Genomic DNA, 12,633 nt, shown 5'->3' on the forward strand with positions numbered 1-12,633 from the left:
CCGCCGCTGCACGCCGTGACCCACGGCCGCGTCCCACGTTCCGCGACCGCGCTGCCCCGGAGGAGACGGGAACCATGTCTGCTTGCGTCCCCACCCGCACCGACCACTCTTCGCGCGCCGCCGGCGCATCCCGATTCCGGCGTCCGCACAGCCCCCCGCCCGGCGGCGGCCGCCGCCGTTTCCGTATCGTGGGAGCGGATCTGTCCGCCTCCATCTCCGTCTTCCTGATCGCGCTGCCGCTCTCCCTGGGCATCGCCCTGGCCACCGGCGCACCGCTCCAGGCGGGCCTCGTCGCAGCCGCCGTCGGCGGCCTCGTCGTCGGCCGGTTCGGCGGAGCTCCGCTTCAAGTCAGCGGGCCGGCCGCGGGTCTTACGGTCGTCACCGCCGATCTGATCCAGCAGTACGGCTGGCGCACCACCTGCGCGATCACCGTGCTGGCCGGAACGGCCCAACTGGGGCTGTCTGCCGTGCGCGTGGCCCGTTCCGCTCTCGCCGTCAGCCCGGCCATCGTGCACGGGATGCTCGCCGGCATCGGCGCCACCATCGCGCTCGCCCAGCTCCACATCGTCCTGGGCGGCAGTCCGGAAAGCTCCGCAATCGACAACGTCCGGGTGCTGCCCGCCCAGTTGGCGGACCTGCACCCGGCCGCGCTCTCCGTGAGCGGTCTGACCCTCGCCGTCCTGATGCTCTGGCCTCGCATCCCGGGGCGTGCGGGCCGGATCGTACGAAGGGTTCCGGCCGCCCTGGCCGCGGTGGCCGCGGCCACCGCCGTGGCGACGTTCGCGGGCCTGAGTCTGCCGCGCGTGGACCTGCCGTCCTGGCGCAGTCACGCCCTGCCCGAGCTGCCCGAAGGCCCAGTGCTCGGCATTCTCGCCGCCGTCCTGACGGTCACTCTGGTCGCAAGCGTCGAGTCGCTGCTGTCCGCGGTCGCCGTCGACAAGCTGGTCGCCGCCCGCAAAAAGCCGCAGATCAGGATCGCGCGAGCGAACCTCGACCGTGAGCTGGCCGGGCAGGGCGCGGCGAACATCACCTCCGGTGCACTGGGCGGGCTTCCCATCACCGGCGTCGCCGTCCGCAGCGCAGCCAATGTGTCGGCGGGCGCGGTCAGCCGGCACTCCACGATGCTGCACGGCCTGTGGATCGTGGTCGCGGCGCTCCTCCTCGTACCCGTGCTCGACCTGATTCCGCTCGCCGCGCTCGCCGCGCTGGTGATGTTCATCGGCATCCAGTTGGTGAACATCACCCACGTCAGGACCGTGACGCGCCACCGCGAAATGCTGGTGTACGCCGTGACCATGGCCGCCGTCGTGTTCGCCGGCGTACTGGAAGGCGTGGCGATCGGGGTCGCGGTGGCGGTGGCGGTCGCGCTGCACCGGCTGGCCAAGACCCGTATCACCGTGGAGACGACGGCGGACGGGGCCCATCACGTCCAGGTGCGCGGCCAGTTGACCTTCCTTGCGGTGCCCCGGCTGAGCCGGGCGCTGAACCAGGTGCCGCACGGGGCCGACGCGGTGGTCGAGCTGGACGGGTCTTTCATGGACCACGCGGCCTACGAAACGCTCCAGGACTGGCGGGACGCGCATGCCGCGCAAGGCGCCCGGGTGGAGATCACCGGCCGCTCGGGCAACCGGTTCGCCGATCCGGCATCCGGGGGCGATTCCACCGACTCCCCCGACTCCCCCGTTGCTGCCGACTCCCCCGATGCCGCCGGTTCCGTCGGCTCCCACGACCCCGCCGGTACCACCGGATCCGCTGATCCCGCCGACTCCCGCGACTGCGTCGGCGCCCCACGCAACGCGCACCCGGCCCACACCTGCTGCAGGCCATGGACCCCCTGGCGCAACCACCACTGCGACAACCACGCCGCCGCCCCGGCGTCGGTCGCACCGGGGCGGGCGGGCGGCAGTGCGGGCCAACTCGCGACCGGCCTCAGCGCGTTCCAGCGCAATACGGCGCCGCTGGTGCGCGAGGAACTGGCCAGGCTCGCCCGCGAGGGGCAGACACCGTCGCAGCTCTTCATCACCTGCGCCGACTCCCGGCTGGTCACGAGCATGATCACGTCCAGTGGCCCGGGCGACCTCTTCACCGTACGCAATGTGGGCAACCTGGTGCCGCCGCCGGGAGAGGAGAGCACGGACGACTCGGTCGGAGCCGCCATCGAGTACGCCGTGGACGTCCTGAAGGTGCAGTCCATCACCATCTGCGGGCATTCCGGCTGTGGTGCGATGCAGGCCCTGCTCGATACGCCGGTCGACACGCCGCCGAACGCAGCCCAAACGCCGCTGCGGCGCTGGCTGCGGCACGGTGTGCCCAGCCTGGAGCGCATGCGGAGCAAGAAGCACTCGTGGGCGAGGATCTCGGGGAGGCTGCCCGCCGACGCGGTCGAGCAGCTCTGCCTGACCAATGTGGTCCAGCAGTTGGAGCACCTGCGTACGCACGAGGCGGTGCGCCGTCGGCTCGACGAGGGCACGCTCGAACTGCACGGCATGTACTTCCATGTCGGCGAGGCCCAGGCGTACCTGCTCCAGGACGGTGTCCGGATCGGTGAGACCGACGAGGTCTTCGAACGGGTCGGCCCGGTCGAAGGCCCGGCCGAGGGCTCGGACGTGGACTCGGACGTGGAAGGCTCCCTCGAAGAGTCGCGCGCCTGAACCGACGTGCCTGAACCGACCGCGCTCCGCGTCCGTGAGACCGTATGGCCCCTCCCCGCACCGCCCTGCGGGGTGGGGCCGTACGCCGCCACCAACACCGACCCGGATGCGACCCACCCCAGCTCACAGGTCTAAACCAATTCCCGGAACGCTCTTGTCACCCGGGCACGGGACTGATGAGCTAGGGCACGGGACACATCGGACGCCCTGGGAATGGGAGATGTCGTGAGCAACGAAAGCCTGGCCAACCTCATGAAGGAGGAGCGCCGCTTCTCGCCGCCTGCCGAGCTGGCCGCGAACGCCAATGTCACGGCGGAGGCGTACGAACAGGCCGAGGCAGACAGGCTGGGCTTCTGGGCCGAGCAGGCCCGGCGGCTCACCTGGGCCACCGAGCCCACCGAGACACTCGACTGGTCGAATCCGCCGTTCGCGAAGTGGTTCGCCGACGGCAGGCTCAACGTCGCGTACAACTGCGTGGACCGCCACGTCGAGGCCGGCCACGGCGACCGCGTCGCCATCCACTTCGAGGGCGAGCCCGGCGACAGCCGCGCCATCACCTACGCCGAACTCAAGGACGAGGTCTCACGCGCCGCCAACGCCCTTACGGAGCTGGGCGTACGCAAGGGCGACCGGGTCGCCGTCTACCTGCCGATGATTCCCGAGGCCGCCGTGGCGATGCTGGCCTGCGCCCGCATCGGCGCCGCGCACTCGGTCGTCTTCGGCGGCTTCTCCGCCGACGCCGTCGCCTCCCGCATCCAGGACGCCGACGCCAAGCTCGTCATCACCGCGGACGGCGGTTACCGGCGCACCAAGCCCACCGCCCTCAAGCCCGCCATCGACGAGGCCGTCGCCAAGTGCCCCCAGGTGGAGCACGTTCTGGTCGTACGCCGCACGGGCCAGGACACCGCCTGGGACGACAGCCGCGACGTGTGGTGGCACGAGATCGTCGGCCGGCAGTCCGCCGAGCACACCCCCGATGCCTTCGATGCGGAGCACCCGCTCTTCATCCTCTACACATCCGGTACGACGGGTAAGCCGAAGGGCATCCTGCACACCTCCGGCGGCTACCTCACCCAGGCCGCCTACACCCACCACGCCGTCTTCGACCTCAAGCCGGAGACCGACGTCTACTGGTGCACGGCCGACATCGGCTGGGTGACCGGGCATTCGTACATCGTGTACGGGCCGCTGGCCAACGGCGCGACCCAGGTCATGTACGAGGGCACGCCCGACACCCCGCACCAGGGGCGCTTTTGGGAGATCGTGCAGAAGTACGGCGTCACGATCCTCTACACCGCGCCGACCGCGATCCGCACGTTCATGAAGTGGGGCGACGACATCCCCGCCAAGTTCGACCTGTCGTCGCTGCGCATCCTCGGCTCGGTCGGCGAGCCGATCAACCCCGAGGCATGGATCTGGTACCGCGAGAACATCGGCGCCGGCAAGACCCCGATCGTCGACACCTGGTGGCAGACCGAGACCGGCGCGATGATGATCTCGCCGCTGCCCGGCGTCACCGCGACCAAGCCCGGATCCGCCCAGCGCGCCCTGCCCGGCATCAGCGCGACCGTCGTCGACGACGAGGCGAACGAGGTGCCCGACGGAGGCGGCGGCTACCTCGTCCTCACCGAGCCGTGGCCGTCCATGCTCCGTACGATCTGGGGCGACGACCAGCGCTTCATCGACACCTACTGGTCCCGCTTCCCCGGACTGAGTTCTCCGGAGGGAAACACCCCCCGCACCCCCCTCTACTTCGCGGGTGACGGCGCCAAGAAGGACGACGACGGCGACATCTGGCTGCTCGGCCGGGTCGACGACGTGATGCTGATCTCCGGTCACAACATCTCCACCACCGAGGTCGAGTCGGCGCTCGTCTCGCACCCGTCCGTCGCCGAGGCGGCGGTCGTCGGCGCGGCCGACGAGACGACCGGCCAGGCCATCGTCGCGTTCGTGATCCTGCGCGGTACGGCGTCCGAGACGGACACCCTCGTGGCCGAACTCCGCAACCACGTCGGCGCCACCCTCGGCCCGATCGCCAAGCCCAAGCGGATCCTCCCGGTGGCCGAGCTGCCCAAGACCCGTTCCGGCAAGATCATGCGGCGACTGCTGCGGGACGTCGCCGAGAACCGGGAGCTGGGCGACGTCACCACACTCACCGACTCCTCGGTGATGGACCTGATCCAGACGAAGCTTCCGAGCGCGTCCAGCGAGGACTGACGGGCCCCAGCACGTCAGTGAGCGTCCAGAACGGGCACCCGGCTCCCCGCGCCGGGTGCCCGTTCTGCTCGTAAAGTGACGATCGCCGGATTTCGCCCTTGTACGCCCCGGTAGAGTGGTGGCCCGCGTCAGGAACGCGTCAAAACTCCAGAGGTGTGCCGGGAAGTCTGGTCGGCAATGTGCTCCATGCTGCCCACCGACCGGAGGTTCCACCCGTGGCCGCGCCCAAGCCGACCGCCCCGCCCAACCGGCCCACACCGCCGACCGCCTCCAGCACCCGCAAGTTCCTCGGACGGCTCTCGCTCCCCGAGCGCACCTTCGTCGCGGACGCGCTGCGCACCGAAACGGTCGGCGGCGTACTGCTTCTCATCGCCGCGGTCGCCGCGCTGATCTGGGCGAACACCGGCCTCAGCGACAGCTACGAGTCCGTACGCGGCTTCCACATCGGACCCGCCTCCCTCGGCCTCGACCTCTCCGTCCAGCACTGGGCCGCCGACGGCCTCCTCGCCGTCTTCTTCTTCGTCGCGGGCATCGAGCTCAAGCGCGAACTGGTCGCCGGTGAACTTCGCGACCCCAAGGCCGCGGCGCTCCCCGTCATCGCCGCCCTCAGCGGCATGGTGGCGCCCGCGCTCGTGTACGTCCTGGTCAACGTGACCGGGGACGGGTCCCTGGACGGTTGGGCCGTGCCGACCGCCACCGACATCGCCTTCGCGCTCGCCGTCCTCGCGGTGATCGGCACCTCGCTGCCGTCCGCGCTGCGCGCCTTCCTGCTCACCCTGGCCGTCGTCGACGACCTGTTCGCGATCCTGATCATCGCCGTCTTCTTCACCAGCGACCTCAACTTCCTCGCGCTCGGCGGCGCGGCCGTGGCTCTGGCCGCCTTCTGGCTGCTGGTACGGGGGCGCGTGCGCGGCTGGTACGTGTACGTACCGCTCGCCCTGGTGATCTGGGGCCTGATGTACAACAGCGGCGTCCACGCCACCATCGCCGGCGTCGCGATGGGCCTCATGCTGCGCTGCACCCGCGACAAGAACGGCGAGGCGCACTCCCCCGGCGAGCGCATCGAGCACCTCGTACGGCCCATTTCGGCGGGCATCGCCGTGCCGCTGTTCGCGCTCTTCTCCGCCGGTGTCACCGTCTCCGGCAAGGCGGTCGGCGACGTGTTCACCCGGCCCGAAACCCTTGGTGTCGTCCTCGGCCTGGTGGTCGGCAAGGCCGTCGGCATCTTCGGCGGCACCTGGCTCGCGGCCCGCTTCACCAGGGCGGAGCTCAACGACGACCTCGCCTGGCCCGACGTCTTCGCCGTCGCCTCGCTGGCCGGGATCGGCTTCACCGTCTCGCTGCTCATCGGCGAACTGGCCTTCGCCGGGGACGCCGGGCTGACCGACCAGGTCAAGGCGTCCGTACTCATCGGATCGCTGATCGCCGCCGTACTTTCCGGGATTCTGCTCAAGCTTCGGGTACGCAAGTACCGCGCGATGGTCGAGGCCGAGGAGCGCGACGATGACAACGACGGCATTCCGGACATCTATGAGCTCGACCAGCCCGAGTACCACCTGCGGATGGCCGCGATCTACGAGGAGAAGGCCGCCGAGCACCGCAGGCTGGCCGAACTCGCGGGGGCATCCAGCGGCCAGGACGACAGTCCGGCATGATTCGACATCAGATCAAGACGTAGAAGGCAGAAGAGGGAGAGAGCGATGAGCGACCCCGCCCGCACAGCGACGGCTGACAGCGTCGACCGCAGCCTCGGCCAGTTGGTCGCATCGGCGACCGCCGAGATGTCCGCACTCATGCACGACGAGATCGCGCTGGCCAAGGCCGAGCTGCGGCAGGACGCCAAGCGCGTCGGCATGGGTGGCACGGCGATCGGTGTCGCGGGGGTGTTCGCGCTCTTTTCCCTGCCGGTGCTGAGCTTCGCCGCGGCGTACGGCATCCACAACCTGGGGCTCGGGCTCGCCTGGTCCTTCCTGATCGTCGGCGGAGCGTTTCTGCTGTTGGCGGGGCTGCTGGCGCTCATCGCCGTCTCGAAGTTCAAGAAGGTCAAGCCGCCGGAGAAGAGCATCGCCTCGGCCAAGCAGACAGCAGCCGTACTCCAGGGCGTCAAGCCTCATCCGCGTCAGGTCGGTGACAAGGCAGTGGCTGTGGCACGCTCGTCCACATGACCGCCCCAGATTCCGGCTCCGGCGCGACAGCACCGGCTCCAGTCCCCGCTCCGGCCCCCGCTCCAGCCGCCGCTCCCACTTCCGTCGTACGTCCCGACGGCCCGTGGACCCACCGCGAGGTCGCGGCCAACGGCGCGCGCTTCCACATCGCGGAAGTCGGGGACGGGCCGCTCGTGCTGCTGCTGCACGGTTTCCCGCAGTTCTGGTGGACGTGGCGGCATCAGATGACCGCGCTCGCCGACGCCGGGTTCCGGGCCGTCGCGATGGACCTGCGGGGGGTCGGCGGCAGCGACCGTACGCCGCGGGGATACGACCCGGCGAACCTCGCACTCGACATCACCGGCGTCGTGCGCTCGCTCGGTGAGCCGGACGCGGCGCTCGTCGGACACGACCTGGGCGGGTACCTGGCGTGGACGGCGGCCGTGATGCGGCCCAAGCTGGTGCGCCGGCTCGCGGTCTCCTCGATGCCGCATCCGCGTCGCTGGCGCTCGGCGATGCTCTCCGACGTGTCGCAGACGCGGGCCGGTTCGTACGTCTGGGGTTTCCAGCGGCCGTGGCTGCCCGAGCGTCAGCTGGTCGCCGACGACGCGGCGCTGGTGGGCCGGCTGATCCGCGACTGGTCCGGTCCGCGGCTGCCGGACGACGAGGCGGTCGACGTGTACCGGCGGGCGATGTCGATCCCGTCGACGGCGCACTGCTCCATCGAGCCGTACCGGTGGATGGTGCGGTCGATGGCGCGGCCCGACGGCCTGCAGTTCAACCGGCGCATGAAGCGGCCTGTACGGGTGCCGACGCTGCATCTGCACGGCTCCCTGGACCCGGTGATGCGTACGCGCAGCGCGGCGGGCTCCGGCCAGTACGTCGAAGCGCCGTACCGGTGGCGGCTGTTCGACGGTCTCGGCCACTTCCCGCACGAGGAGGACCCGGCGGCTTTCTCGGCCGAGCTGGTCAACTGGCTGAAGGATCCCGAGCCCGATCGCTGAGCGCACGCCGGTCCGATCGGAACGCTTGTCCTACGAACAGCCAATTGCCTCGCGCATAGGCCAATTGGCTGTCCCCAACGCGATTACGGACCTTGGGGCACGGGCAAACGTCGGGGTATGGGCTGGACGCACGACTACGGTGACGCAGCACGCAATCGCCGCTCGGCCACAGCGCTGAGCACCCACGAAGGGGGCGGTCCCCGGGATCAGGGCCACGGCCCGCCCTCCCGCGCGATCGGGATTCCACGCATCCTCCGCCGCCGGGCCCGCTGGGTCTCGGCGCGGCTGCGTCACCCCCGCGACTGAAGCTGCCGGCTTACGACCTGAGGTACCCGAGTCCGGGGTGCGCGCTGCGGTAGCCGTCGAGCAGCCTCCGCGCCACCCCGACCGAGTCGACGAGCGGATGCAGCGCGAACGCCTTCACCGCGGCCCGCGCCGACCCGCTCTCGCCCGCTTCCAGTACGCACCGCTCGACCGCCTTGACCGCGGCCACCAGGCCCGCCTCGTGGCCGGTCAGCGGTGATACGGCGACGGGCCGGGCGCCGGTCGCGCCGACCAGGCACGGGACTTCGACGACGGCTGCCTCGTCGAGCAGCGACAAGGTGTCCCCGTTGCGGACGTTGAGGATGAGCGTGGCGTGCTCGTCGCGGGCGATCGCCCGCATCAGGGCGAGCGCGACGTACTCGTAACCACCCGACTCCAGGTCGTCGGCGGCGCGCTCACCCGCGCCCGCCGCCTCCCGGTTCTCCGCCATGTACGTGGCTTCGCGCTCGGCGCGGGTACGGTCCCACGCGGCCAGGGCGCCCGACACCGGCGTGCGGTCCGTCATACGGTCGTAGAAGCGTGCCTGCTGGTCGCGGAGGAAGGCGCCGCGGGTCTGCTTCGCCTCGCGGTAGGCGGTGACCGTCTCGCGGTTGAAGTAGTAGTAGTGCAGGTACTCGTTGGGGATCGAGCCGAGCGAGCGCAGCCACTCGGCCCCGAAGAGCCTGCCCTCCTCGAAGGACGTCAGCGCGCGCTCGTCGTCGAACAGGGCGGGGAGCAAGTTCTCGCCGCCGGGCCGGTCGTCGGCGTACACCCCGCGCAGCCAGCCGAGGTGGTTGAGGCCGACGTAGTCGAGCCGCGCCGCCGCCGGGTCGGTGACGCCGAGCACGCGGGCGACGCGGCGGCCGAGGCCCACGGGCGAGTCGCAGATACCGATGACGCGGTCGCCGAGGTGGCGGGACATGGCCTCGGTGACGAGGCCGGCGGGGTTGGTGAAGTTGATGACCCACGCGTCGGGGGCGAGCCGCGCCACGCGTCGCGCGATGTCGACGGCGACCGGGACCGTACGCAGTCCGTACGCGATGCCGCCCGCGCCGACCGTCTCCTGGCCCAGGACGCCCTCGGCGAGTGCGACGCGCTCGTCTGCGGCCCTGCCCTCCAGGCCGCCGACGCGGATGGCGGAGAAGACGAAGCCGGCGCCGCGCAGGGCCTCGTCGAGGTCGGTGGTCACGGTCACGGACGGGGCGTCCGGGACCCCGTCGGCCTGGTCGGCCAGGACGCGGGCGATCGCGGTCAGCCGGGCCCGGTCCAGGTCGTGGAGGGTGACGTGGGTGACGCGGCCCTCGGCGTGGTCGCGCAGGAGCGCGCCGTACACGAGAGGGACGCGGAAACCGCCGCCGCCGAGGATCGTCAGACGCATGTCGTGGTGAACCGGCCTCTCAGAGCGCGCCTCTCACAGCGCGCAGCTCTCGCTGTCGACCTGCTGGTTGGCGGCGCGGCCGAGGCGGAGGTCCTCGCGGACCTCGTCGGCCGTCAGGGCGTACCCCGTGTCGGCGTCGTCGAGGGACTTGGCGAAGACGACGCCGTAGACCTTGCCGTCGGGCGTCAGCAGTGGCCCGCCCGAGTTGCCCTGACGGACGGTCGCGAAGAGCGAGTAGACGTCGCGCTGGACGGTGCCGCGGTGGTAGATGTCCGGGCCGTTGGCGTTGATCCGGCCGCGGACGCGGGCGGACCGGACGTCGTACGCGCCGTTCTCCGGGAAGCCCGCGATGATCGCGCCGTCACCGCTGCGGGCGTCGGCGTCCGTGAACTGCAGCGCCGGCGCGTCGAGGTTGGGGACGTCCAGTACGGCGATGTCGCGCTCCCAGTCGTAGAGCACCACGGTGGCGTCGTACCGGCGGCCCTCGCCGCCGATCTGGACGGTCGGCTCGTCCACCCCGCCGACGACATGCGCGTTGGTCATGACGCGGCGGTTGTCGAAGACGAAGCCGGTGCCTTCGAGGACCTTGCCGCAGCTCTGCGCCGTACCGACGACCTTGACGATGGACTTCTTGGCGCGGGCGGCGACGGGGCTGCCGGCGAGCGCCGGGTCCGGGGCCTGGACCTCGGTGATCGGCTCGTTGGAGAAGGGGCTGAAGACCTGCGGGAAGCCGTTCTGCGCGAGGACGGAGCTGAAGTCCGTGAACCACATGCTCGCCTGCTCGGGCATCACCCGCGAGACGCCGAGGAGCACCTTGGAGTTACGGACCTCCTTGCCCAGGGTGGGCAGCGTGGTGCCCGCGAGCGCGGAGCCGATCAGCCAGGCGACGAGGAGCATCGCGACGACGTTGACCAGCGCGCCGCCCGAGGCGTCCAGGACGCGGGCGGGCGACCAGGTGATGTATCTGCGGAGCTTGTTGCCGAGGTGGGTGGTGAAGGCCTGGCCCACCGAGGCGAACACGATCACAACGATGACCGCGACGACGGCGGCTGTCGAACTGACTTCCGATCCGTCGGTCAGCTGGTCCCACAGGAACGGCAGCAGATAGACCGCGACCAGGCCACCGCCCAGAAAGCCGATCACCGACAGAATGCCGACGACGAATCCCTGTCGGTACCCGACGATCGCGAACCACACCGCCGCGACCAGCAACAAGATGTCCAGGACGTTCACATGGCCACCCTGTCACGCGTGCCAGTCGAGCGGGACCTGCCGCGAGCGGTCCCAGGGCCGCTCCCAGCCTGCGTAGTGAAGAATCTTGTCGATCACACCCGCCGTGAAACCCCAGACCAGAGCGGGTCCGGCGAGGAACGCGGGGCCGCTGTGGCCGCGCGGATGCACGCTCGTCACACGATTGGCCGGGTCCGTGAGATCCACCACGGGGATCGTGAAGACGCTCGCCGTCTCGGCGGAGTCGACGACGCCGACGGGGCTCGGCTCACGCCACCAGCCGAGGACGGGCGTGACGACGAAGTTGCTGACGGGGATGTAGAGGCGGGGCAGTACGCCGAAGATCTGAACGCCGGAGGGGTCAAGTCCGGTCTCCTCCTCGGCCTCGCGGAGCGCGGCGCGCAGCGGGCCCGTGGTTTCCGGATCGCCGTCAGCAGGGTCGAGGGCGCCGCCGGGGAAGCTCAGCTGCCCCGCGTGCGAACGGAGGCTTCCGGCCCGCTCCATGAGCAGCAGCTCGGGACCTTTCTCGCCCTCGCCGAAGAGGATCAATACGGCCGACTGGCGCCCGGCGCCGCTCTCCGGCGGCAGAAAGCGGCTGAGCTGCTCGGGGCGTACGGACCGGGCGACCTCGGCCACCGGGTCGAGCCAGGCGGGCAGCCCACGGCTCGTCACGGCGACTTCGGCCGGACCGGCCGCCTCGGCGGTCCCGGCGGCCGTGGCCGCCCCGCCGTCGTATGTCTCGCTCCCACGCGTCATAGGCACCCCCGTCGTCACAACGCCCGAACCGGGCCCGTTCGTTCCGCGCTGTCACACGCGGCCGTCACCCGGCGGCTCCCAGCGGCGGCGCGGGCTCTCCCGGATAGCCGGGCGGGGGCTTCAGCCGCTGTCCCGGATAGCCGCCCATCTCGTACTTGAGGAGCTTCTTCGCCTTCTCCGGGTCCGTCTCGCCCTCGCCGTAGGACGGGCACAGATGGGCGATCGGGCAGGCGCCGCAGGCCGGCTTGCGGGAGTGGCAGACGCGGCGGCCGTGGAAGATGATCCGGTGCGAGAGCATCGTCCACTCGGTCTTGGGGAAGATCGCGGCGATGTCCGCCTCGATCTTCTCCGGGTCCTCGTTCTCGGTCCACTTCCAGCGCCGCACGAGCCGGCCGAAGTGCGTGTCGACAGTGAGTCCTGCGACGCCGAAAGCATTGCCGAGGACCACGTTGGCGGTTTTACGGCCGACGCCCGGCAGCGTCACGAGGTCCTGCAGACGGCCCGGTACCTCGCCGCCGAAGTTGTCCCTGAGGGCGGCGGACAGCCCGATCAGGGACCGGGCCTTGGCGCGGAAGAAGCCCGTCGGCCGGATCATCTGCTCCAGCTCCTCGGGGTCCGCGGCGGCCATGTCCTCGGGCGTCGGGTACTTGGCGAAGAGGGCCGGGGTGGTCTGGTTGACCCGCAGGTCGGTGGTCTGGGCGGAGAGGACCGTGGCGACCAGCAGCTCGAAGGGGTTCTCGAAGTCGAGCTCGGGATGGGCGTACGGATAGACCTCGTCGAGCTCGCGGTTCATGCGGCGGGCGCGGCGGACCATGGCCAGGCGCGATTCCGGCTTGGCAGGCTTGGTGGGCTTGGCGGACTTCGCAGGCTTGGCGGGCTTGGCGGCGTTCGCCTCCACCGTCGCGTCCTCCTCCACCGTCACCGCCTCCTCCGCCTTCGCCTTCGCCTTC

General features: G+C 70.8%; 10 protein-coding genes. 6 read left to right on the plus strand and 4 right to left on the minus strand.

Features of this window, described 5'->3' with window-relative positions; all coding sequences use genetic code 11:
• Positions 1–74: 74 nt before the first annotated feature.
• The 6 genes from G412_RS32775 (at position 75) to G412_RS40665 (ending at position 8,322) form a co-directional block, all read left to right on the plus strand.
• On the plus strand, positions 75–2,651 hold the full coding sequence (locus G412_RS32775) for a SulP family inorganic anion transporter (protein WP_051338031.1): 2,577 nt from the start codon (positions 75–77) through the stop codon (positions 2,649–2,651).
• A gap of 225 nt (positions 2,652–2,876) precedes the next feature.
• On the plus strand, positions 2,877–4,868 hold the full coding sequence (acs, locus tag G412_RS0100945; RefSeq protein ID WP_037647388.1) for an acetate--CoA ligase: 1,992 nt from the start codon (positions 2,877–2,879) through the stop codon (positions 4,866–4,868).
• 215 nt (positions 4,869–5,083) lie between these two features.
• Positions 5,084–6,523 carry a Na+/H+ antiporter NhaA gene (gene nhaA, locus G412_RS0100950; protein ID WP_051338032.1) on the plus strand — a complete coding sequence of 480 codons (1,440 nt, stop codon included), beginning with the start codon at positions 5,084–5,086 and terminating at the stop codon, positions 6,521–6,523.
• Between the two features lie 45 nt (positions 6,524–6,568).
• Entirely contained in the window at positions 6,569–7,033 is a 465-nt protein-coding gene (locus G412_RS0100955) for a phage holin family protein (protein ID WP_028810427.1), read from the plus strand.
• Positions 7,030–8,016: an alpha/beta fold hydrolase gene (locus tag G412_RS0100960; RefSeq protein ID WP_028810428.1), complete on the plus strand. Its 987-nt coding sequence runs from the start codon at positions 7,030–7,032 to the stop codon at positions 8,014–8,016. The genes G412_RS0100955 and G412_RS0100960 overlap by 4 nt, the downstream gene beginning before the upstream one ends.
• A gap of 117 nt (positions 8,017–8,133) precedes the next feature.
• Positions 8,134–8,322, plus strand: a complete 189-nt coding sequence (locus G412_RS40665) for a hypothetical protein (RefSeq protein WP_078606705.1) — start codon at positions 8,134–8,136, stop codon at positions 8,320–8,322.
• 10 nt (positions 8,323–8,332) lie between these two features.
• Here G412_RS40665 and G412_RS0100965 read toward each other — a convergent pair whose 3' ends face one another.
• The 4 genes from G412_RS0100965 to nth form a co-directional block, all read right to left on the minus strand.
• Positions 8,333–9,697, minus strand: a complete 1,365-nt coding sequence (locus tag G412_RS0100965) for a 6-phospho-beta-glucosidase (RefSeq protein WP_028810429.1) — start codon at positions 9,695–9,697, stop codon at positions 8,333–8,335.
• Between the two features lie 33 nt (positions 9,698–9,730).
• The gene (locus tag G412_RS0100970) at positions 9,731–10,930 is read right to left on the minus strand and encodes a MarP family serine protease (protein ID WP_028810430.1); all 1,200 of its coding nucleotides are present in this window, start codon (positions 10,928–10,930) and stop codon (positions 9,731–9,733) included.
• Positions 10,931–10,942: 12 nt separating this feature from the next.
• On the minus strand, positions 10,943–11,683 hold the full coding sequence (locus G412_RS0100975) for an NUDIX hydrolase (protein ID WP_028810431.1): 741 nt from the start codon (positions 11,681–11,683) through the stop codon (positions 10,943–10,945).
• 64 nt (positions 11,684–11,747) lie between these two features.
• Positions 11,748–12,581, minus strand: a complete 834-nt coding sequence (gene nth / locus G412_RS0100980; protein WP_244282824.1) for an endonuclease III — start codon at positions 12,579–12,581, stop codon at positions 11,748–11,750.
• Positions 12,582–12,633 lie beyond the last annotated feature (52 nt).

It is taken from the genome of Streptomyces flavidovirens DSM 40150 (assembly GCF_000429085.1).
GTDB lineage: Bacteria > Actinomycetota > Actinomycetes > Streptomycetales > Streptomycetaceae > Streptomyces > Streptomyces flavidovirens.

What these genes read in the sequence shown, in the direction of transcription:
- G412_RS0100965 (WP_028810429.1), bottom strand. Translation starts at nt 9,697, where the DNA reads ATGCGTCTGACGATCCTCGGCGGCGGCGGTTTCCGCGTCCCTCTCGTG.
- G412_RS0100960 (WP_028810428.1), top strand. Translation starts at nt 7,030, where the DNA reads ATGACCGCCCCAGATTCCGGCTCCGGCGCGACAGCACCGGCTCCAGTC.
- G412_RS0100955 (WP_028810427.1), top strand. Translation starts at nt 6,569, where the DNA reads ATGAGCGACCCCGCCCGCACAGCGACGGCTGACAGCGTCGACCGCAGC.
- G412_RS32775 (WP_051338031.1), top strand. Translation starts at nt 75, where the DNA reads ATGTCTGCTTGCGTCCCCACCCGCACCGACCACTCTTCGCGCGCCGCC.
- G412_RS0100975 (WP_028810431.1), bottom strand. Translation starts at nt 11,683, where the DNA reads ATGACGCGTGGGAGCGAGACATACGACGGCGGGGCGGCCACGGCCGCC.
- G412_RS40665 (WP_078606705.1), top strand. Translation starts at nt 8,134, where the DNA reads ATGGGCTGGACGCACGACTACGGTGACGCAGCACGCAATCGCCGCTCG.